The sequence below is a fragment of the Paenibacillus physcomitrellae genome (assembly GCF_002240225.1).
GTDB classification, from domain to species: domain Bacteria; phylum Bacillota; class Bacilli; order Paenibacillales; family Paenibacillaceae; genus Fontibacillus; species Fontibacillus physcomitrellae.
This window is the reverse complement of sequence record NZ_CP022584.1, coordinates 3,898,710-3,919,031: the sequence shown is the minus strand read 5'-3', so window position 1 is coordinate 3,919,031 and position 20,322 is coordinate 3,898,710. Positions and strand designations below refer to the sequence as shown.

Sequence of the window (20,322 nt, the reverse complement as noted above, 5' to 3'; positions counted from 1 at the left end):
ACGTGATGCAAATTGCCTCATTATAACAATCCCCATCGGAACACGAATGCACAGGGCATGAACCGTCATGCGGATTATGCCCGTTACCGGAACATGAACGCCCCAAGAAGCGCCGCTCCTCCGGAGCTGCCCTCCGTCCCGCAATATTATCCCGGGGTGAATCCTTACGGAGCTGCCGGCACCTTTGCCGAGTCCTCGGCCCTGGTTCCTTATAATGCCGCCGGCTCCGCGCTGGGAGCTGCCGCTCCCGCAGCTGCAGCCGCAGAAACCGCAACCAGTGCCGGACTGCTCTCCAATCTCGGCAGTCTGAAAGGCGTCTTCGACCGGCTTGGCGGCATCGACGGCATTATGGGCCATATCGGCCGTGTGCAGAAGGTCATCGGCGGCTTTCAGCAGTTCGCCCCTATGGCGAAGCTGCTGATGGGCTCCTTCCTGCCCGGAGCCAAAGGCGCAGCCGGTGTAACGACCTCCGAACCGCTGGATGAATACCGCCCGCCGCGCAGACGAAAAAGCTCAGGCAGCGGCAAACGCCGCAGCTCAGGTTCCAAAGGTTCGTCCAGCCGCAAAGGCACGCGCCGCAGCTCATCCTCCAAACGCCGCAGTAGCTCCCGCCGCCGTTAAGCCGTTAAGTCGTCGAGGCTATAAACGTATAAACGCTAGGCGCATAAACGCTTAGGCTCAAACGATCAGCTTAAACGACCGTGCTAATACCGATCAGGCCTGAAGTACCGTGCCAATAGGTGAACACCGCCCGTTGGATAGCGCTTTCACAACTTCCCAATTTACATCTTACCCAACATCTTAATAAACTTCCAAGTAATTTTCTTATCGGAATTTTTAATCAGCTTATTTTCTGGTAAACGGCCCAAGCTTAGGGGCCATTTCCCCTTATGATTCTGTTTTGCAGAGGGAACTCTTAACCGGTTCATTCCCTTAATCCGGCGTTCACCAGCTCAGTAAAACCTGTTCGACCTGAACGCTTCCTTGGCTTCCTCAAGAGTGACTTCCGACTTCCCGGCCCTTCTTGGCACGAATCGCTTCAGAAGCACTTCAAGGTTCTCTAACTTCTGCCGCAGCTATCCCATCAGCCCAGTGGCCTAACAGCTTATCAGCATCTTCCCGCAGCACCATCCCCAATCTAGGCAATATCTGCACTGCGAGGCTGTTAGCCCGTCGGCTATAATACTTCGCTGACCATTCTGCACCGCCACTACAACCGGATGTGCTGCTCACCAACATACTACTACCAGCTATACTGCTCGCTGGCTATGCCGCACTGGCATACTACTACCGGCTATGCTTCCCAACCCGATACTGCTTACCGACAACTACAACCTTTGCTGCCCAACCGCATGCTTCTCACCGGCAATACTGCCGGCTATGCCCATAAGCATACTGCTCACCGGCACCACTGCCATCGGCAGGGCCCGCCCCTTACTCAATAGCCCACTCGCCAAACAGGCGTGCAGACCCGTCCGCACGCCTTTGCTTTTTCTCATACGGAGGAACTTGGCTTCTCCCTCACTTTCTCACCCTAACAATCTACTTAAACCAGCCCCGCCGGTTAAACCACAGCACCATCCATAGGGACAAGCCGGCCATAAACAGCAGCACCGTAAAATAACCATAAACATAATGAAGCTCCGGCATATGATCGAAGTTCATCCCGTAAATCCCGGCGATCAGCGTAAGCGGCATAAAGATCGTCGTGATCACCGTCAGTGTCTTCATGATGCCATTCATGCGGTTCGAGTTCAGCGAGATGTAGGAGTCGCGTAGATCGGCCGTCATCTCACGGTCCGCTTCGATCATATCAGACAGCTTGAGCAGGTGATCATAAATATCTGCAAAATAAGCCCGGTGCATCCCCTGTTCCTGCAGATGCTGGGAGTTGATGATCCGGTACAGCAGATCACGCATCGGCACTACCGAACGGCGCAGCTTTAGCAGCCGCCCCCTCAGGTCGAACACCTGGTTCATCAGCTGCTCGACCGACTCTTTTTCCCCCAGTGATTCAATGTCCGCAAGCTCGTCTTCTATCGAATACAGACTTGGAAAATACGAGTCCACCAGATCGTCGATCACCGCATAAGCGGCCGCCATCGGGCCCTGACGCAGATCCCGTCCTCCCCTGATCCAGCCGATCATCTGCTCCCAGGCCTGCTCTACCTCCTCAAGCTTGTGTTTATGGAAGGAAACGATCAGCCTCTCGCCCACAAACAGATTCACTTCCCTTGCCTTCAGGCTCTCCGGATCGATCGCGTGCAGCACGTAAAACCTCACATCCTCATAAACATCCAGCTTTGGCCGCTGCAAATTGTGCAGCACGCAGTCCTCAATCGCCAGCGGGTGAAAGTGAAAATAGCTGTCCAGCAGCTTACACTCCTCCTCCGTCGGCTGGCCGAAATCGACCCAAACCCACTCGGAGGCCTCCAGATCAAGCCCATCCAGGCCGCTGCCTTCTACAATCTCATTATTAGGTAAAATAGATAAAGTGCGAATCATCGAATGCTCATTCCTCATTTCATTTCAAGAACGTTTGGGCATGCCGCCGTGCGGCTGTTTGCAGCCCGTTCAGCTTTATTTTAGCCGATACGCCTGAAATTAACTAACCTTGTTCAATTGCTCCTTGAGTTTTGTCACTAATCCCCTGCAGAACAAAAAGACCGACCAAAACAACAATTGTAATTGCAAGGTCAAGGTAGAAATTTGTAATCAAGAACGCAATGAACAAACCAATAAGGACAAGGATGCTCAACTAACCTCTGGACCATGAAACACGCCAGACTCCACTCTCCCGCCAACAAAAAAAACGGTGCCAAAGACTTCTCAAGTCTCCAGCACCGCCTGCTTTGTCCCGTTTCACTCTGCTTAACCGCCTTAACGGCAACCCACTTCCGCACCTTAAGATACCTTACAGATCCAGCAGCCTTATCAGCTTGCCCTCAATCTTCCTGCCGCCCTGCTGCATCCAGCCCTTGAATTTAAGGCTTCACCCAAGCCTGCTGCAGATCCATCTCCCGGATACATTCCTCGTCATCATGCTGATTACCGCCAACCCTTGGCGTCACTGCGTAAACATTCATCTCTTCCGCCGCATGAGGCCGCAGGATCGGATGCAGGGCATCCAGATCATTGGTATCCTCATCAAGCCAGCGGGCGATATCCTCCTGGCTCAAAATAGCCGGCATCCGGCTTTCGAACTCTCCAATCAGCAGATTGGCTTCCGTCATGACCAGCGTGCAGGTGCGGAGCGGCTCCCCGCGCGTATCCCGCCAAATTTCATACAGACCGGCTACGCCGAACATGCTTTGGTCCTTCATGACTACCCGGACCGGGTAACTCTTTTTGCCTTCCTGCCGCCAGTAATACAAACCGTTGCACGGAATGACGCACCGCTGCTGGTCCACGATTTTGCGGTAGCTCGGATTGCCGTGCACATTGCGGAGATCGGCGTTAACCGCATCTTTGCCCCAATAGGGCATAAATCCCCAGCGGAATTCGTCCAGAATCCGCTCCCCGTTCTGCTGCAGCACCACCGACGTAGGTTGGGTCGGACTAATGTTATAGCGGTTCTTATAGTAAACCATCACCCGATCAATCTGAAAATGCTGCTGAACCTCCGGCAGATCTGCCGCCATCGAGAAACGTTGACACATACCCATCAGCTCCCTTTTGACCGTAGTATTTGTCATGGGAGGAAAAATATGCATCTGAATTTTGCGTAAAAGCCCCTCCTTCCTTCAAACCATTGGGCTATTTTGAGTGATGAAGGATTTTAATAGTGCAGCCTTTGATGGAAATAAACCCTTTAAATGTAAGAGAATCAAAACAAAATGCAAGTTCCATACGTCTATTAGGGTAACGGAATTGCAAGTCGATAACTTTACCAAAGGAGCGATTATAGATGCAAATGAGAAAAATACTCCCGGCCATCCTGCTTACAGGAGCGCTGACCCTGGCAGCCAGCACGCTGCTCCCTACTGCTTCCCCTGCCCATGCAGCCTCTGCCGCTCTATCCATCCAAATTGACGGAGCAGCTGTTCAGTCCGACGTGAAACCCGTGCTCAGCCACAACCGGACGTTGGTGCCGCTGCGTGTGATCAGCGAGAATTTGGGCGCCAAGGTAAACTGGTCCAATTCGCAGGTTACTTTTACTAAAGGAGACCTAAAGGTCACGCTGAAACCCGGCAGCACTTCCGCCGTAAAAAATGGCAAAACGGTTCAGCTTGACGCCAAACCGTATATCCAAAAGAACCGCGTCATGGTTCCGCTGCGCTTCCTTGCCGAAACGTTCGGCTGCAAGGTCGGCTACAGCAGCGGCGGATCGTCCACAATCACAATCAGCACTACGCCCCTTGTCATCGGCCAAACCCCGGTGAAAGCTTTGCAGTACGAATACCATATGACCATGGGCGGCGTGATCTCGCAAATTAGCGGCAACGCTTATAACCAAACGATTTATGATCTGTTAGAACAAAATAAAGGCGCCAAGGTTGACGCCCCTGCTAACTATTCCTGGATGCCAAACATTGATGTGCCCGGCTCTTATTATAAATTGGGGCAATATGATTTCCTGGACAAACAAGGCAACAGCATCAAGCGCTATGACATCTATGATCTGGTTGGAGCATTCCCTGCTGAAGAATTAGCCGGATTTGAGAAAGACTTGCTTTACGACGTAACGGAAGATCAATGGTACATTTTCAGTCCTTCTGCTGCAGAAACCATTTACGAGCAAATCAATACGGCGTCACGGAACGGATTCCTGAAGGAGATTAGCAATACAGTGGTTTAAGAATCTGATCTTGTCCCCTCCACAAACAAAAAAAGCTCTCCGCTATCGAATCGATTGGGGAGAACTTCTCATCAGCTAATGAAGTAATCTTTTATAAGGTAAACGATAAGTTAAACGGTTTAAACGTCCGATCAAGACCAGCCGAACAGCAGCTTGTAGATCAAACCAGCCAAAACGGCGGAAATCGGAATGGTAATGAACCAGGTGATCACGATTCGTCCGGCAAGTGACCAGCGCACAGCGGAGAAGCGTTTCGCAGCGCCTACGCCCAGGATCGCCGGGGTAATCGCATGTGTGGTGCTGACCGGCAGGTGCAGCAGCGTAGCCGAGAAAATGACGGAGGCCGCCGAAATGTCGGCCGCGAAGCCGTTGATCGGCTCGATTTTGAAGATTTTGGTGCCCATCGTTTTGATGATTTTCCAGCCGCCAACCGAGGTGCCGAGCGCCATAGCCAAGGCTGCCGAGATCTTAACCCACAGAGGGACGGTTAAATCGGAAAGCTCGCCGGATGTCACCAATGCGAAGGTAATGATCCCCATCGCCTTCTGGGCATCGTTAGTGCCATGCGTGAAGGACTGCAGCGCAGCCGTCAGAATTTGCAGCGTGCGGAAGCCTTTGTTCACGCTATGAGGACTTCTTTTGGCGAAAATGTATTTAAGTATCGTCATGACGATATAACCGACAATAAAAGCGATAATCGGCGACAGCAGCAAGCCTTCCAGAATCTCGCCAAAGCCGGACCATTTCACTTGGTCCGAACCGGCTCCGACAAACACGGCGCCCACCAGCGCACCGATCAGCGCATGGGAGGAGGACGATGGAATGCCGAAGAACCAGGTCACCAGGTTCCAGATAATCGCTGCCAGCAGCGTGGCTATTATGACTTCAAGACCGTTGTCCATCGTGGTCGGGTCGGCGATTTTGCCCCCGATTGTCTTCGCTACCCCTGTAAACAGGATCGCGCCCAGGAAGTTCATCGAAGCGGCCAGCAGAATCGCTCTGCGCGGCGTCAATGCCCGGGTCGAAACGGAAGTGGCGATCGAGTTCGCCGTATCATGGAACCCGTTGATAAAGTCAAAGGCAAGCGCAAGGATGATGACGACGCCTAATACGAGCAAAGTTGTATCCATGTGTTTGTCAACGCCCCTTACGAATTGCGCATGATAATGGATTCCAGCATGTTAGCTACGTGCTCGCAGGCATCCGTCGTCGTCTCAAGACGCTCGTAGATTTCTTTTTTCTTGATCAGCTCGATCGGATCGGTCACCGATTGGAACAGCTCGTTGATGCAGATGCGAAGAAGCTCGTCGCCCTGGTTCTCCAGATCGTTCAGGCGGATCGTGTGTTCACGGATCGCCAGCAGCTTTTTCGAAGAGAGCAGGTGTACGGCCTTCTGGATTTCATAAGCGGAATTGCGCAGAATTTCACCGAACTGCACGATATATTTATCCGGATTGCCCAAATGATACATATAGAAACGGGATACTGTGGCTTCGAGTCCGTCAATGACGTCGTCCATGGTTGTGACCAGACCCATAATGTCATCGCGTTCAATAGGCGTAATAAACGTTTTGTTCAATTCTTTAATGGTCGTATGCACAAACTCGTCGCACTTCTTCTCAAACTCTTTCATAGCTTTGGCAAAATCGGAAATATTGTCGAAATCCGAAACGTTTGCCGTAAAATAGTCAGCGGCTTGTACAATTGTATCCGCCATATTTTCGAGTGTCTGGAAAAAAATATCCTTCTTCTTGACTCTCACCTGGATATCCCCTTTTTCAAATAATTTGATGAAATAGCTCTATTGATGACAACCCTTGTTATCTTACCAACCTGAAAGACGTATTGTAAAGGTTATGTAAACGCATTATTAAAAACTTTCAGACAATATTTAATTAACATTACCCCATCTAGTACCTGCTATCCCTAATATTAGTAAAAAGAGGACTTTCCATGCATCACAGGCCTTCCAGAATTTGAATATGACTGTCGAAATCGGGACTGTTCGGCACGATATTGAAGTACGTTTTTCCCGGGTACAGCGGTACCTCGGTGCCATCCTTTACGAACCGGATCACATCGTTTTGGTTGTGGACCCACTGCCCTGTTATGACCCTGCCCCGCTGGAGCAGCAGCGCTTTGCCGCCCGCGGCCAGATCCACGCTCAGCCGCCCGACATCATCCAGCACCTTGTGGTCAGCCCCCATTACGATGACATTGCTCATCGTCAGCGGTTCGCCGGTTTCCTTGTCCGCATGCACCTTGTCGCCGATATACCTCGTATAAAGCTGCGTCCCGGCATCGTAACGGTAAGACACCTTATAGCTCTCCTGCAAAAATTTCACCTGCACACCGGCCGCGGCTTCGCCTACGGTGAGCGGCTCATCCGCCTGTCTAAAGCTATAGGCCGGAACGGCGTCGTCAGTCGCCTTGAAACCGGACTTGTCCACGCCTTCGCGCAGCTTCTCCAGACTTGTATAGAGATTGTGCGGAGCTTTGCGGGCGGAGTCCCGCCAGAAGTAGGCGCCCGCTTTGCCGATTTCGTCCAGCTCCTCTTTATGCTGGGACTGCAGAATCGAATAGGCGTCCGGGCTCCCGCCCGCGTGCACCAGCACGCCGTGGTAGCTTTCGCCCAGCTCGATCAGGTAAGGCCGGATGCTGCGCACCGGCCCCAGCTTGGCCGCTCCGCCGCTTTCCGCGCTTTGAAAAATCGCCACAAGGCGCGTAATCCCGCCTTCGGCCAGCACCTCGTACACCACGTCCGCATCCTGCAGACCAGACTGCGGACGGGCCGCCGGCGCGTTGTTGATCATCACCGCGACCGGCCGGTTGTTGACCGCTTCTTCGGCCGTAAGGCCGGTCAGCGGTGACGTATAGGCTCCCGTTGGCGCGGAAGCCGAAGGGGACGGCGCCAGGTCCGGCGCCGGTGACTCCGTCGCAGGCGGCTGCGACGGCACGGGCTCGTCCGCCTGCTTCGAGCTGCAGGCGGACAGCAGCAGCGAGGCCGCGGCTGTGAACACCGCCGCGGCAGCGGACCATTTTCTCCAATTCTGATTCGGCAATAGAACTTCCTCCTTCGATCCTGAATGGGTCATTGTTCCATTATAGCGGAATACGGCGGTACCGGAACCGTTTAATAGGAAACCGAAGCGTTTCATCCTGGTTTACCTTCCCTGCTTCCCCTCAACTGGAACCGGCAGCCCGGCCCTCTGCTCCTGCACACTCAATTCCCAAGCCAAGCCGCACACTCCCTGCCGCAGCTGCTCCTGCCTCACTCCCTTCTGCATGGGGTCCCGGGCTCAGCGAAAAACGCTCTTATGTCTATCCCTATGCCCATGCCCGACATCAAAAAAGCCGCATCCCTTAGGATACGGCCTGTTTTATAGTTTGTCCTGATGTTTGAATCTGCCTTAAAATTTACGTCAGCCTTGCCGATCTCACCAGACTTCCTTAGATCTCGCCGAGATCGGTTCCCCCGAACTGCCAGACATCCAGGTTCAGCGCTCCCGGTCTGCGGTCCTGGAACAGCCGTTTGGCCGTCCGTTCATTGTCTGCCGCTCCCATAGCGTAGAACAGCGGGCAGAAATGCTCGGCGGCGTACGAAGGCACCGCGTCCCGCACATTGGGCGCCAGCTTGTCGAAACGGAACAGCTCGGACAGGTTCCACTGACTGATTTTGTCGCTGACCCACTGATCGAAGGCTTCGACCTGCGGCACAGGGCCATTATCGCCGGATAAGCGAAGGTTATGCACCAGCGCTCCGCTGCCGATAATCAGCACGCCTTTGTCCCGAAGGGCGGCCAGCATTTTTCCGATTTCGTACTGCTCCATGGGTGAACGTTTGGAATCGATCGACAGCTCCAGCGCCGGGATTTCGGCATCCGGATACAGCCGCCTTAGAACGACCCAGGCCCCATGATCCAGCCCGCGGTCCGGCACCGTCTTGAACTTCAGATTGCTTTGCTGAAACAAGTTCTGCACTTCATAAGCAATCTTCCGGTCGCCGGGAATCGAATAACGAATTTGATACAACTCCTCAGGATACCCGTAAAAATCATGAATCGCTTCATAACGGTCAGCGTCCGTCAGCAGCTGCTGCGGATCATCCCAGTGGGCCGAGAAAATGGCAATGGCCTTAGGGACGGGCAGGCGACGGCCCAGCCGCTGCAAATAAGCGGTGTATGCGCTGTCTTCTAGTGCCAGCATCGGAGAACCGTGTGCGATAAATAAGGATGGCATCGTCATCCGGGCCACCTCCTTATCCCTTGATAGTGTATATATATTTATTCTATCGCTTCCCCGTCTATTTTACCACTCGCAACCTTCTACCAATAAAGGCTCTTGATTACCAGCAACGAAAAAAGCGCCCCGTCTGGGACGCCCTATACTATTAAATCATCCAGTTCTGCCACTGCGTCTGCAGGGTTTCCTGTCCGTCCAGCCACTCTTTCGTCGTCTTGATCAGCTGGGCGCGGTGCTCGCCGCTCGAATACGTATGATTGGCCTGAAAAATAATCTCCTTGTCGCAGCGTCCCTCATGGCGGGTCCAAAGGACCTTCTGGTACAGAAACGCATAATCGACCGGAATCACATCATCGGAAGTGCCGTGAACGACCAGCACATTGCCCTGGAATTTGCTCACTTCCTGGAACGGCTGATAAGCGGCCAGCGACTCGAAAAAGACTGGCGTCAGCTCATAGCCGAGATAATCCGAATGCCCGAATTTCACGGCATCGTCATACAGCTGACGGCCTGTAATCTTCACAATATCGCTGAACGGATACCCGACGCTCGACCAGAGCACCAGATTCTTCACCCTCCGGTCTGCCGCTGCCGTTACTACCGCTGCTGCCCCGCCCAGGCTGTGTCCGATCAAGGTCACCTGCGTCGGGTCCACATCGCTGCAGCTTATTCCGTAATCCAGCACCGCCTTCGTTTGAGCCACCATCGAAGCCAGGCCTTCCCGACCGTAGCTGCCCGTACTCTCCCCGCAGCCCAAATAATCGAAGCGGATGACCAGATAACCGGCGTCCGCAAGTTCTCTGGCCGTCGTAACGAACAGGCGGTCCACGCCGATCCGGCTGCCTACAAAACCGTGGCAGATCAGCACAAGAGGTACGCGGTTTTTACAGCGCCCCTCCTTCAAAGGCGTTTCCGCTGGATAATGCAAGCTTGCGGCTATCGTTTCCTTGCCGTATTTTATCGTAATCTGCCGCTCCATGCGGTTTCCCCCTTCAAGCTCAAACCAAAAATTTTGGACGGAACAAGCTTCAAAGCTCCAAAACTTATAATTCCGATTTGTTTAATTGTAATTAATAATATCATTCCGCCAGTCTCTTTGTCAACGCAACCTTCCCTTTCCAATTATCGTCTAAAGGGTAAGAAAGGGAAGCACCCAAACTGGAGGTTGATGACATGATAACCAAGTCCATTAGGTCCACATTCCCGGCAGTCTGCCTGCTGGCTGCCAGTCTGGCCGCTGCCCCGCTAAGTGGAGCAGCCGGACCGGCCGATAATGGGACAGCTACGGCCGCTACGGCTTTGCCTAAGGAGGCAGCCGCTTTGTCCGCTTCAGCTCAGTCAACGGCTAACAGCCAAACCTACGGCCGTTACGAGGCTCTGCTGGCCAAAGATCAGCTCGTACAGGCCGTATCGTATTTGAAGCAGCATCTTCCGGAAGTGAATGCCTATGAGGCTACACTCATGACTTTGCATCTCGAGAATGCGCAGAAACGGCTGCTGCCAAGTTACACGAATAAGTTGTCCGCCGCAAAGGTTCAGCTCCAAATCGTCAAGCTTTATAAGAGAGGCGATACATTGTCCTCTCTGGCCGCCCGCACAACCAGCTCTTCCCTGCGCAGCCTGCTGAAGGAAACGGAAGCAGCCGGGTATAAGCTGGGGACAGCGGAGGGTTCTTTTTACCCGGTTATAGATTATGAGTCCTACAAGGTTTACCGACCGTATGTAAATCGTGATATTCAGGCCTATATCGATATTATGGCGGAGGAATCCCGGCAGGTTCCGGCCAGCGATGGCGCGCTCACGATCGGCTATCAGCAGATCACCGCGCGTGCGGTGGCGCAGGAGCAGTTTATCCAGAGCTATCCTTCCTCCAACCGGACTCAGCAGATCCGCAGTCTGTTTAACCTTTATAAGCTGTACACCTTTTACGGGCTGTCTAATACGCCGCTATTCGATTATGATCATAAAATGATCCAGCCGAATGCTTCCAAAGGCTATCAGGCTGTGCTGACCTACCGGGACCCGGCAAGCAGTGCTTATCTGACAGAGCTGGCCGCCTTCATGAAAGTCGTGAAAGCAAACAACGGCAAGCTGACTTCGGATGTTGAGCAATACCGGAAATCCCATTTCCCTATAGAGCTGTAAACAAAATAAGAACCGGTGGCCCGAAGGCTGCCGGTTCTTTAATGAACTCACCGATACAAGTTTCCGCCCTCTGCTCGAACAAGGGCATTCCTTTATCTTTAGTCGTAAGACTGAAGATACATCTGCCGGGTCAGATCCCGGCCTTCCCACTGGGCATAAAACGGCTCCTCTTCCCCCGTGTCGGCCGCATTTACGCCAGTCAGGCTTGTCCATTCAACCGGATCATCTTCTCCGGCCACTTCCTCCAGTGATCCGCGGGATTGGCTGTTCAAGAGCATCGCCCGCGTCATTTCTTCACCTGAACGTTCCATTATCCCACTCCTCCTATTTGCTGCTGGACAGCCGCACCTGGTTACTGGAATTTGTTCCAGGCACGGCCTCTGCTTCATGGCTATTGTTGGGCGAATGAACTTGAATTATTCTCTTGTCACCAAATGTCCAAAAGTCTCCGGATTTTGGGCGCAGCGCTTCATTATCCCCCCACAGCTCTTGCGGCAGACAGGCCCGTACAGTATACTCGGGGCATTGAGGGCTGCTTCCGCCGATGCGGAAGACAAAGCTCTGCCGGCCCTACATTGGCAATAGGTGTTACAAATTCCAAACTTGCAAGAGGCCGCCTGCCCGCGGCAGAAGGAGAATCAGAATTTTCATGAACATGCAGAAAACCGAACAGGAAATCGAGCGGATCAGCGGACAGCTGACGGAAGCGAACCGGCTGTTTCTGGCCGAGGTTGACCGCCGCATCAAGGAGAGCGAATTCAACGGGCCTGCAGCCCGGGAGGCCTTGCTGGATACGGCCCGCCAGATGCTGAAGCATCAGAAGCTGGGACAATCTTTTCTCGAACCCTATGGCTATAACCCTGAAGTCTACGCTGCGGAGCTTTTATCCGATCTGGAGATGCGCAGGCCGCGCACGACGAAAGATAAAGTCAAATATTACACGATGATCCCCTGGCTCGCTTTAACGTGGGTATTTTTCATCTATATGGTGTTAGGTTTCTTTAGCAAGTGGTCGAAGGGCGGACAAGGGGAAATGACAATCAATACGACGTCTCTTCTGCTGATTGCGGCGGGTTCGATTCTGCTGGTCGTAATGATCACCCGTTTCCTCGGCTCGCCGGATAAAGAGAAGAACCCTGGCGGACAACGGACGCTCAAGGCTGATATCAAGACTTTCGTGCTGTCTATAGGCGCAGCGGTCGTTATTATCGCGTTTTATATCATGCTCCGGCAGATGCTGCCTTCGTTTACCGTCAGTCCCTGGACAAGCCTGATTATTTTTGCGGTTGGTTTTGTCGGGCAGTTTTATTTCCTGCGCCGGCCGCGCAGAGGATGAAGATGCAGTCTTCATATTGTTAAGTATTAAGTCCGCCAGTTTGCCAAAAAAGAAAAGCCCTCTCTTCTTCCCTTGTCTCCTCCCCTTCGCCTGACTTAATCAGGTTTCGGGGAAGACGGGAAGGTCCGGAGAGGGCTTTTTATTTGCTTTTTTGCTTGTTTTTTTAATAACGTTAAGGTTTCATAGGCTTAGTTTGAGATTAGGAATAGTTCATCGCCCGGGCCACAAGCACGAAGACAGCGCCGATGATCAGCCACATGACCATGATCGGCCAGAAGAAGCGGACCCACTTCTGGTAAGGGATGCCGGATACAGCGAGACTGCCCATCAGCGCGGACGAGGTCGGCAGGATCATGTTGGAGATGCCATCCCCCAGCTGGTAAGCAAGCACCGTAGTCTGACGGCTGATGCCCAGCAGGTCGGACAGCGGCACCATAATGGGCATCGTGGTGACCGCCATGCCGGAGCCGGACGTAATAAAGACATTCATTACGTTCTGGAACAGATACATGCCAAGCACCTGTACTGAACCCGGCAGCCAGCCGACCAGCGTGGACAGCCCGTAAACCACCGTATCAATCACGTTGCCTTGATCCAGCGTAACCATAATGCCGCGGGCCAGGCCGATAATAAGCGCTCCGTACGTGATGGCGCTTGCCCCTTTAACAAACTCGGATGCAATCCGGCTCGGTCCAAAGCCGGCACAGAATCCGGATATAACGCCCATCGTCAGGAACAGGGCCGCCAGCTCTTCCATCCACCAGCCAAGCTTGGATACGCCCCAGATCAGAATGGCAAAACCGGCGATAACGGTCAAGATCGTCAAATAATGCTTAAGCTTCATGGCAGGCAGACTTGAGAAATCAATCGGTTCGCCTGCCGCTTCTTTTTCCATATCGTAAACCAGACTTTGCGAAGCGTCTTTCCGAACACGGCCGGCATAACGCACCAGATACAAGCTGGTCACCACAATCAGGCAGACAAGCAGGACGATCCGCAGGCCGGCGCCGGAGAAGATCGGAATCTCGGCGATCGCTTGGGCAAGCCCGACGTTAAAAGGGTTCAGAACCCCTGCAGTGAATCCGCAGGCTGCACCAAGCGTGATCATGGCCGTTCCTGTCAGCGCATCGAAGCCGAGCGCCCGGGCAATCGCGATGCCGATCGGCACGAAGACCATAACCTCGGTGGACATGCCCATCGTAAAACCGCCGACCGAAAACAGCGTAATGAAGATCGGTATGACCCATCTGCCTTTGTCGGCAAACTTGCGGGCCACCCGTCCCGTCACCGCCTCAATCGTCCCTGTGGCTGTGATCACCTGGAACGCTCCGCCGATAATCAGGATGAAAAAGACGACATCCGCCGAATCCACCATCCCGTGCACAATCGCTTTCGGAATGCCGAACAGGCTCACCGGGTTGTTCTCTACGTGGTGATAAGAACCAGGAACCACCAGGGTGTCCCCTGTCACCGGATCTTCGGCACGGTCAAATTCACCGGCAGGAATCAGATAAGTAAGCGCCGCGCCGACAAGCACTAATACTACGAGAATAACGAAGGTATGAGGCATCTTGAACCGCTTGCGCGGCTTTACGTTTGAGGTTTGGGTTTCTACATTCATCAGGTTTGCTCTCCTTCCAGCTTCCAGGCTTCAAACTCTTCCCGCACCCGCTGCAGCGCCTGCGGATCGGCAATCAGATCATAGGCAGTAAGGGCAAGCGCCCGAGCCGCCTGGTTCAAATAAAGCATGCCGGCTTCTCCGCCGGCCAGCGCCGCAAATTCCGGGGTATGCGTTCCCGCATCCCCAAGGCGGATATACGGGTGAATAGCAGCCGTTACCCGGCTGACATTGCCGATATCCGAAGAGCCCACGCCTCCGCTCTGCGGCGGATCGCTGACTTCAAGACCCATCGCCTCCAGGTTGCCGCGGAACAATCCGGCCAGCGCTTTGTTGTTGTTGCGCTCCGCGTAAATCAGCCCTTCGGCGATTTCGACCTCGGCGCCCACGCCTTCAGCCGCGCTCCGCACGGCGCGGTAGACCTTCTCGCGCACCGTCTTCAGACCGTCAACCGTAGCCGCCCGCAGGATGAACACCGCCTCGCACAGCTCCGGCACGACGTTCGGCGCATCCCCGCCTTTGGTAATGATGCCGTGGATACGAACGTCATCCTTCACGAACTGGCGGATCGAGTTGATCGCCACAAAAGCGTTGATCATAGCGTCCAGCGCGCTGATCCCGCGTTCCGGCGACGACGAGGCATGCGCCTGCTTGCCATGGAACGTAAACGTAGCGTCCACGCAGGCGAGTCCGCCGCGCAGCACCATCGTTTTCTCCTGCGGATGGCACATCATGACCGCGTCCACGTCATCAAAGATGCCCGCTTCGCTCATGATGATCTTGCCTCCGCCTTCTTCTTCGGCAGGCGTGCCGAGCACGACGATCCGTCCGGGCAAATCCGGACACGCTGCTTTCAGAGCCAGCGCCGCACCTATGGCGGAGGTGCCGATCAGGTTATGCCCGCAGGCATGGCCTACACCCGGCAGCGCGTCATATTCCGCCAGCAGGGCGATCGTTGGTCCGCCTGCCGCGCCTTTCCCGCCGCTCTCGCCTTCCACGTCTGACGCGCCTTCTGCCCCGCTGCCGCTCCAGCTGGCCCGGAACGACGTTTCCAATCCGGCCAGTCCGGTTTCTATGACAAATCCCGCCTCCTCAAGCGGTGCAGTCAGCCTGCGCTGGGCCCGGTATTCATGAAAGCTGAGCTCCGGATCGGCATGGATTTCCTTGGCGATCGCGCGCAGCTGTTCATCGATTGCATGTACGGCTTGTTCAATTTTCTGCTTCTGTTCCTTGTTCGGCACCTTGTTCGGCATGCTGTTAACCTTCCTTTGTTCTCGATGGGACAAGCTATTTCTATGCTTGGTTATCCCTCTTTGTTTTTGACTTCTTGTTTTCCGCTTGATTATCCGTCCGTATATTTATTCATTTTTATGAATTATATTAAGTTCTTTAGATGGATAAGTAAAATTAATATTTTTTCGTATCAAACTTAAAAATATTTTATGTAAGCTGCAAATCCTAGGAAAACAAAAAAGCGCCCTCCCCCTGGAAAGGCACCTGACAAAAAACAAGCCCGCTTTAGCTTTTATCACACAGCCGTCAAAACACCTGAGTTTTACGTCTCTTTGACCAGGCTCCTAAACTAGATCAGTCTCCTAGTTCAACTCCAGATCAGTCCCTTGATCCGCCTCCACAGATCAGTCAGTCCCCTCTGGCCGCTTCAAAGGCATGGCCGCCTTCACCGTGCTCCTCCTGCATAAAAGCAATAAACCGGCTGACCGTTGCAAGCTCCAAGGACGGTTCACGGTACAGCATCCACGTACTCCGCCTCAGCGGCGTTCCGTCCAGACGCGCAAGCTCATGCGTGTACAGCCCGCTTCCCCGGGGCACAAACACGCGGGGAACAAACGAATAACCCAATCCATGCTTGACCATTTCCCGGCAGGTCTCATAGGCATCCACCTTCATCACCACATGCGGCGGCTCGTCGTAACGTTCTCTCCACCAGGCCTGAATGTCCTGCACGAAAGAGGAAGGCGTCTGCCGCGCGGCTCCGCCCCTCGGGTCGGAATATTGGATCAGCGGCAAAGCAGGAAGGCCTGCAAGGTCAAGCTGTTGTTCAGCGATCAGACAAATCGGCTCGTCATGCAGAAGACGCCGTCCCTCCGGCCAAGGATAATCCCCGCGCACAATGCCAAGATGAATCTCGCGTCCGTGGAGCAGCTCCATCACTTCCGAGCTGAGCGCGCACGTCACATCAAACTGCACCTCGGGATACAAATCCCGGAATTTCTTCAGCAGCGGCGGCAGCATATACAGTCCAAAATAACTGGATACGCCCAGCCTGAGAGTGCCTTTAATCCGGCCCCGCATACCCTGCAGCTCGTCCTTCACCCGGGCCAGCTCTTCACTCATTCTGCGCGCATGGGCGGCAAGCGCTTCTCCCTCCGGAGTCAGATGCGTTCCTCTGGCATGCTTGACGATCAGCGGCACGCCGAATTCCCGCTCCATCTGCTGGAGCCGGTAGGTAAGCGCGGGCTGTGTTACATACAGCCGTTCTGCTGTCCGGGTCAGGCTTTGTCCCTCTGCCAGATAACGCAGCATGGCGGCGTCTTTCTCATCCATGTTCCTGTTCCCCTTCCGAATCGTCATTCTTGTCCCTTAGACTACCACGGATAAGCCCGCAGTGGAAACACAAAAGGAGCATTTCCGTGGGCGTTTGAGCCCGCTGGAAAAATGCTCCTTGTTCTTTTTTGTCTGTTAGCCCGATCTGGCTATAGAAGTTCGATCCAGCTTTAAGCGTTCTGCCCTATCGCGGCCTCTTATTTCGTTTCCACCCGCTTATCCAGCAGCTTGACCATAACCACAATCATGATCACGCTGACGATCAGTTCAAATACCGTCGAACCGTACAAGGAACCCAGGCTATACGAATTTAAAATATCGGGGATTACGGAAGCCGAAGAATTTGATTCGTTGTACAATCCATACTGTATCCATCCGAATTGCGGTAACTTAAGAGCACTCTCGAGCCAATCCAGTCCATTCTGAAGGATTAGAAAGGAGATTACCATAATTGCAGCTCTTCCTTTGGTGTGGAAGCTGCGGCCAATTGTATAAGCCAGGAAGAAGATGAGCAGCTGGAACATCGCTGCCTCAAGACTTGCAGCAGCTATCAGCACCATTTTGCCCGGATTGACATCAAGCAGCGCATCAAACGGAGGATACGACTTGAACATGCCGCTTACCGAGTAGTGGAACAGAAACACCAAACCGAGGATTAAAGCCCCCAGCAGTCCCATCACCAAAGGGGATAAAATATGCTGCAGGCTGCCTACCGGCAGCATACGCCGGCTGGCCGAGATAATATTACGAGCATAAGATCTAATGGTGACTACAACAATAATGACCGCCGCCGAGAAATATCCTATGAATGACAGAACCAGGGCCTCCTCCTGATTGTCTATAAACAGCTCTGTCGCAATCTCAAGGATGACAAACAAAGCCAAAGCGCTTAGCAGGAACACTGCATTTCTTTTCCAATCGTATTTGAGCAAACGGATCATTCGGCAAACACCTCTCTAAATAATTCGTCAACGCTTTTTCCCGTCTTCGTCCGCAGCGTCTCCACTTCGTCCATCAGCACCAGTTCCCCGTTCCGGATCAACGCCACCTGATCAAAAATCCGCTCGATATCCCGTACCAAATGGGTCGTAATCACAATGCTGCTGTCTTCATCATAGAACTCAAGAATCGCATCCAGTATTTTGCCGCGGGCCACCGGATCGACGCCGCCGATCGGCTCATCCAGCAAATAAAGGCGCGCTCTGCGGGACAACGCAAGGGTCAGCTGCAGCCGCTCCAGCATCCCTTTGGACAAGGAGTTTACCCGGTCGCGCGGATTTAACTTCATGAACTGCAGCATTTCGGACGCCTTCGCTTTGTCAAAGTCAGCATAGAAATCACGGTAGTAGCTGATCGCGTCCTGCACCTTCATCCAATCCTCGGTCACCGGCACATCCGGCATGAAGGAGACCATCCCTTTGGTTCGGATGCCAATCGGCTCCCCGCATACCTGCGCCGATCCGGCGCTTGGCTGCACCAGTCCCGCGGCGATTCTCATCAGCGTGCTTTTACCGCTGCCATTCGTGCCGAGAAGCCCTACAATGTGGCCCGGCTCAATGTCAAAGGTGATATTGTTTAACGCCTGCTTGCTCCCGTAGCTTTTGGATACCTGTCTGATACTCAGGATGGGCTTACCGTCCGAAAGCTGTGCCCGGGTATTTAGATTCGCTGCCTCATGATTCATGGCGTTCATGGTTCTCCCCCTTACCTTCATACGCTACAGCTTCTGACACTATGGACACAATGTCCCTGTCCGCGAAGCCCAGCTCCTTCATCCCCTGAACAAACTTCTCCAGCAGGTCGCCGGCCATCTCTTTCTTGATCTCCATAATCTTCGATCCCTCACTTGTCACGAATCTCCCCAGTCCGCGCCGGGTCTCTACGATCTCTTCCCGTTCCAGCTCCTGAAAAGTCCGCTGGATGGTATTCGGATTAATCTGCAGCTCGGCTGCCAGCTCCCGTACGGATGGAATTTTATCTCCGGGCGCAAGGCTTCCATTTACGATCTGCCGCTTGAAGTAATTCATGATCTGCAGATAGATCGGTGTGTTGTTATCAAATTCCAGGCTCATCTGCTCGCCGCCCCTTTCTTCCGTTGCCGGATGATGTTTCATCATCTTCTGTATTATCGTGTCAGTGTTATAGTTAAATAGTACACTAATAATGTATGCATGTAAAGAGTGAATGATGATTATTCTGGAAAAAAGCTTTGGACGCAAAAAAAGAACAGCTCCAGCCTGGTCAACTGCCCCCAGCTGGTTCTGTCCTTCTTCGTCTCTTTCCAATTTACCTGTCTATTCACCTATCAATTTACCTGTCTATTCCGCTTAAATCAGCAGGTTAAACAAATTCAGGTCACGGTTCAGCTCCGTATACGGAATGCCCTTGGCTTCCATGCGGCGGATGAGCGGAAGATAGTCTTCCTTGTTCATCAGCTCGATGCCGACAAGCGCCGGACCGTTTTCCTTGTTGTTTTTCTTCGTATATTCAAACCGCGTAATGTCATCATTCGGCCCCAAAATATCCGCAAGAAATTCGCGCAGCGCTCCCGCCCGCTGAGGGAAATTGACCATAAAATAATGCTTCAGCCCCTCATAAATCAGCGAACGCTCCTTCATTTCCTGCATCCGGTCGATATCGTTGTTGCCGCCGCTAATGACGCAGACGACTGTCTTGCCTTTAATCTGCTCGCGGTACATGTCGAGAGCTGCCACAGGCAGCGAACCTGCAGGTTCGACGACGATCGCATTTTCGTTGTAGAGCTCCAGGATGGTGGTGCAGGCTTTGCCTTCCGGTACCTTGATCACATCGTCCAGCACGGTTTTGGCGATTTCAAAGTTCAGATCCCCGACCCGTTTAACCGCTGCACCGTCAACGAACTTGTCGATCGAATCCAGCGTAACGACCTTGTCCTGCTTCAGCGCTTCCGTCATCGAAGCCGCACCAAGAGGTTCAACCCCGATCACTTTGGTGGTAGGGGCAACCATTTTCATATAAGCACCTACACCGGACACCAAACCGCCGCCGCCAATGGTCACGAACACGAAATCGGCAGGCTGCTTCAAATCCTCCATAATCTCCATGCCGATCGTCCCGTTGCCGGCTACAATTTTCTCATTATCGAACGGGTGAATAAACGTCATGCCCTGTTCGCGGCAGGCCTTCATCGATTCCTCGTAAGCATCGTCGTACGTATCCCCCGTCAGGATCACCTCGACATGTTTCCCGCCAAAACGTTTCACCTGAGTCACCTTCTGGTTAGGCGTCGTAGCCGGCATGTAGATTTTCCCCTGGATCCCAAGCGCATTGCAGGAAAAAGCGAAGCCCTGCGCGTGATTCCCCGCGCTAGCGCAGACAATGCCGCGGGCGCTCTCCTCCGGAGTCAAGCTCCGGATCATATTATAGGCTCCGCGGATTTTGAAAGAACGGACGATTTGCAGGTCCTCTCTCTTCAAATACACATTGCAGTCGTATTTCGCCGATAAGACGGCATCCCGCTGCAGCGGGGTCCGCACGATTACCTCGCGCAGCACGTGATGCGCCCGTACGATATCTTCCATGCCCACAGACGCGGAAGAGGCGGTCTTCGGTTTGTCTGTCTGTTTCATCTTGGTCTCC

The 20,322-nt window shown here is 53.4% G+C and carries 20 protein-coding genes; 4 read left to right on the top strand and 16 right to left on the bottom strand.

All coding sequences use genetic code 11. The features are described 5' to 3' along the window. Nucleotides 1–57 precede the first annotated feature (57 nt). Complete coding sequence (locus CBE73_RS17595) at nt 58–621, top strand: hypothetical protein (protein WP_174704765.1); 564 nt, start codon at nt 58–60, stop codon at nt 619–621. Between the two features lie 921 nt (nt 622–1,542). On the opposite strand, the gene corA is transcribed toward CBE73_RS17595, so the two are convergent. Together corA and CBE73_RS17585 are read right to left on the bottom strand one after the other, a co-directional pair. Beyond that, on the bottom strand, nt 1,543–2,505 hold the full coding sequence (corA, locus tag CBE73_RS17590) for a magnesium/cobalt transporter CorA (protein ID WP_094095334.1): 963 nt from the start codon (nt 2,503–2,505) through the stop codon (nt 1,543–1,545). 479 nt (nt 2,506–2,984) lie between these two features. Further along, nucleotides 2,985–3,659, bottom strand: coding sequence for an SOS response-associated peptidase (locus CBE73_RS17585; protein ID WP_094096390.1), 675 nt, complete (start codon nt 3,657–3,659; stop codon nt 2,985–2,987). 248 nt (nt 3,660–3,907) lie between these two features. On the opposite strand from CBE73_RS17585, the gene CBE73_RS17580 reads away from it, so the two are divergent. After that, a complete protein-coding gene (locus CBE73_RS17580) occupies nt 3,908–4,798 on the top strand; it encodes a copper amine oxidase N-terminal domain-containing protein (RefSeq protein WP_308420968.1) in 891 nt (296 codons plus the stop codon). Nucleotides 4,799–4,929: 131 nt separating this feature from the next. Here CBE73_RS17580 and CBE73_RS17575 read toward each other — a convergent pair whose 3' ends face one another. From CBE73_RS17575 to CBE73_RS17555, 6 genes are all read right to left on the bottom strand, one after another. Further along, complete coding sequence (locus CBE73_RS17575; protein ID WP_094095333.1) at nt 4,930–5,928, bottom strand: inorganic phosphate transporter; 999 nt, start codon at nt 5,926–5,928, stop codon at nt 4,930–4,932. Between the two features lie 17 nt (nt 5,929–5,945). Then, nucleotides 5,946–6,560: a DUF47 domain-containing protein gene (locus CBE73_RS17570; RefSeq protein WP_094095332.1), complete on the bottom strand. Its 615-nt coding sequence runs from the start codon at nt 6,558–6,560 to the stop codon at nt 5,946–5,948. A 196-nt stretch (nt 6,561–6,756) separates the two neighbouring features. After that, nucleotides 6,757–7,860: a DUF3048 domain-containing protein gene (locus CBE73_RS17565; RefSeq protein WP_229752877.1), complete on the bottom strand. Its 1,104-nt coding sequence runs from the start codon at nt 7,858–7,860 to the stop codon at nt 6,757–6,759. Nucleotides 7,861–7,962: 102 nt separating this feature from the next. Continuing rightward, nucleotides 7,963–8,085 (bottom strand): hypothetical protein, encoded by a 123-nt coding sequence (locus CBE73_RS22595; protein WP_280522995.1) that lies wholly within the window; start codon nt 8,083–8,085, stop codon nt 7,963–7,965. A gap of 163 nt (nt 8,086–8,248) precedes the next feature. Next, nucleotides 8,249–9,043: a DODA-type extradiol aromatic ring-opening family dioxygenase gene (locus tag CBE73_RS17560; RefSeq protein WP_094095331.1), complete on the bottom strand. Its 795-nt coding sequence runs from the start codon at nt 9,041–9,043 to the stop codon at nt 8,249–8,251. A gap of 145 nt (nt 9,044–9,188) precedes the next feature. Continuing rightward, entirely contained in the window at nt 9,189–10,019 is an 831-nt protein-coding gene (locus tag CBE73_RS17555; RefSeq protein ID WP_094095330.1) for an alpha/beta hydrolase, read from the bottom strand. Nucleotides 10,020–10,213: 194 nt separating this feature from the next. Between CBE73_RS17555 and CBE73_RS17550 the strand changes: the two genes are divergently transcribed. Then, the gene (locus tag CBE73_RS17550; protein WP_094095329.1) at nt 10,214–11,185 is read left to right on the top strand and encodes a hypothetical protein; all 972 of its coding nucleotides are present in this window, start codon (nt 10,214–10,216) and stop codon (nt 11,183–11,185) included. Nucleotides 11,186–11,283: 98 nt separating this feature from the next. On the opposite strand, the gene CBE73_RS17545 is transcribed toward CBE73_RS17550, so the two are convergent. Further along, nucleotides 11,284–11,496 carry a hypothetical protein gene (locus CBE73_RS17545; RefSeq protein ID WP_094095328.1) on the bottom strand — a complete coding sequence of 71 codons (213 nt, stop codon included), beginning with the start codon at nt 11,494–11,496 and terminating at the stop codon, nt 11,284–11,286. Nucleotides 11,497–11,834: 338 nt separating this feature from the next. On the opposite strand from CBE73_RS17545, the gene CBE73_RS17540 reads away from it, so the two are divergent. After that, the gene (locus CBE73_RS17540) at nt 11,835–12,521 is read left to right on the top strand and encodes a DUF1129 family protein (RefSeq protein ID WP_157739614.1); all 687 of its coding nucleotides are present in this window, start codon (nt 11,835–11,837) and stop codon (nt 12,519–12,521) included. Nucleotides 12,522–12,720: 199 nt separating this feature from the next. On the opposite strand, the gene CBE73_RS17535 is transcribed toward CBE73_RS17540, so the two are convergent. The 7 genes from CBE73_RS17535 to ilvA form a co-directional block, all read right to left on the bottom strand. Then, a complete protein-coding gene (locus CBE73_RS17535; RefSeq protein ID WP_094095326.1) occupies nt 12,721–14,142 on the bottom strand; it encodes a YfcC family protein in 1,422 nt (473 codons plus the stop codon). After that, the gene (locus CBE73_RS17530; RefSeq protein WP_094095325.1) at nt 14,142–15,392 is read right to left on the bottom strand and encodes a M20 family metallopeptidase; all 1,251 of its coding nucleotides are present in this window, start codon (nt 15,390–15,392) and stop codon (nt 14,142–14,144) included. Before CBE73_RS17530 ends, CBE73_RS17535 begins: the two co-directional genes overlap by 1 nt. Before the next feature lie 388 nt (nt 15,393–15,780). After that, the gene (locus CBE73_RS17525; protein WP_094095324.1) at nt 15,781–16,704 is read right to left on the bottom strand and encodes a LysR family transcriptional regulator; all 924 of its coding nucleotides are present in this window, start codon (nt 16,702–16,704) and stop codon (nt 15,781–15,783) included. A gap of 197 nt (nt 16,705–16,901) precedes the next feature. Then, complete coding sequence (locus tag CBE73_RS17520) at nt 16,902–17,645, bottom strand: hypothetical protein (protein WP_094095323.1); 744 nt, start codon at nt 17,643–17,645, stop codon at nt 16,902–16,904. Beyond that, on the bottom strand, nt 17,642–18,388 hold the full coding sequence (locus CBE73_RS17515; RefSeq protein WP_094096387.1) for an ABC transporter ATP-binding protein: 747 nt from the start codon (nt 18,386–18,388) through the stop codon (nt 17,642–17,644). Before CBE73_RS17515 ends, CBE73_RS17520 begins: the two co-directional genes overlap by 4 nt. After that, nucleotides 18,378–18,776, bottom strand: coding sequence for a GntR family transcriptional regulator (locus tag CBE73_RS17510; RefSeq protein WP_094096386.1), 399 nt, complete (start codon nt 18,774–18,776; stop codon nt 18,378–18,380). The genes CBE73_RS17515 and CBE73_RS17510 overlap by 11 nt, the downstream gene beginning before the upstream one ends. Before the next feature lie 255 nt (nt 18,777–19,031). Then, a complete protein-coding gene (gene ilvA / locus CBE73_RS17505) occupies nt 19,032–20,312 on the bottom strand; it encodes a threonine ammonia-lyase IlvA (protein ID WP_094095322.1) in 1,281 nt (426 codons plus the stop codon). Between the last annotated feature and the right edge of the window lie 10 nt (nt 20,313–20,322).

Coding starts and splice junctions, on each gene's coding strand:
- CBE73_RS17595 (WP_174704765.1), top strand. CDS start 58: ATGAACCGTCATGCGGATTATGCCCGTTACCGGAACATGAACGCCCCA.
- corA (WP_094095334.1), bottom strand. CDS start 2,505: ATGATTCGCACTTTATCTATTTTACCTAATAATGAGATTGTAGAAGGC.
- CBE73_RS17585 (WP_094096390.1), bottom strand. CDS start 3,659: ATGTGTCAACGTTTCTCGATGGCGGCAGATCTGCCGGAGGTTCAGCAG.
- CBE73_RS17580 (WP_308420968.1), top strand. CDS start 3,908: ATGCAAATGAGAAAAATACTCCCGGCCATCCTGCTTACAGGAGCGCTG.
- CBE73_RS17575 (WP_094095333.1), bottom strand. CDS start 5,928: ATGGATACAACTTTGCTCGTATTAGGCGTCGTCATCATCCTTGCGCTT.
- CBE73_RS22595 (WP_280522995.1), bottom strand. CDS start 8,085: ATGCAGAAGGGAGTGAGGCAGGAGCAGCTGCGGCAGGGAGTGTGCGGC.
- CBE73_RS17560 (WP_094095331.1), bottom strand. CDS start 9,043: ATGACGATGCCATCCTTATTTATCGCACACGGTTCTCCGATGCTGGCA.
- CBE73_RS17555 (WP_094095330.1), bottom strand. CDS start 10,019: ATGGAGCGGCAGATTACGATAAAATACGGCAAGGAAACGATAGCCGCA.
- CBE73_RS17550 (WP_094095329.1), top strand. CDS start 10,214: ATGATAACCAAGTCCATTAGGTCCACATTCCCGGCAGTCTGCCTGCTG.
- CBE73_RS17545 (WP_094095328.1), bottom strand. CDS start 11,496: ATGGAACGTTCAGGTGAAGAAATGACGCGGGCGATGCTCTTGAACAGC.
- CBE73_RS17540 (WP_157739614.1), top strand. CDS start 11,835: ATGAACATGCAGAAAACCGAACAGGAAATCGAGCGGATCAGCGGACAG.
- CBE73_RS17535 (WP_094095326.1), bottom strand. CDS start 14,142: ATGAATGTAGAAACCCAAACCTCAAACGTAAAGCCGCGCAAGCGGTTC.
- CBE73_RS17530 (WP_094095325.1), bottom strand. CDS start 15,392: ATGCCGAACAAGGTGCCGAACAAGGAACAGAAGCAGAAAATTGAACAA.
- CBE73_RS17525 (WP_094095324.1), bottom strand. CDS start 16,704: ATGGATGAGAAAGACGCCGCCATGCTGCGTTATCTGGCAGAGGGACAA.
- CBE73_RS17520 (WP_094095323.1), bottom strand. CDS start 17,645: ATGATCCGTTTGCTCAAATACGATTGGAAAAGAAATGCAGTGTTCCTG.
- CBE73_RS17515 (WP_094096387.1), bottom strand. CDS start 18,388: ATGAATCATGAGGCAGCGAATCTAAATACCCGGGCACAGCTTTCGGAC.
- CBE73_RS17510 (WP_094096386.1), bottom strand. CDS start 18,776: ATGAGCCTGGAATTTGATAACAACACACCGATCTATCTGCAGATCATG.
- ilvA (WP_094095322.1), bottom strand. CDS start 20,312: ATGAAACAGACAGACAAACCGAAGACCGCCTCTTCCGCGTCTGTGGGC.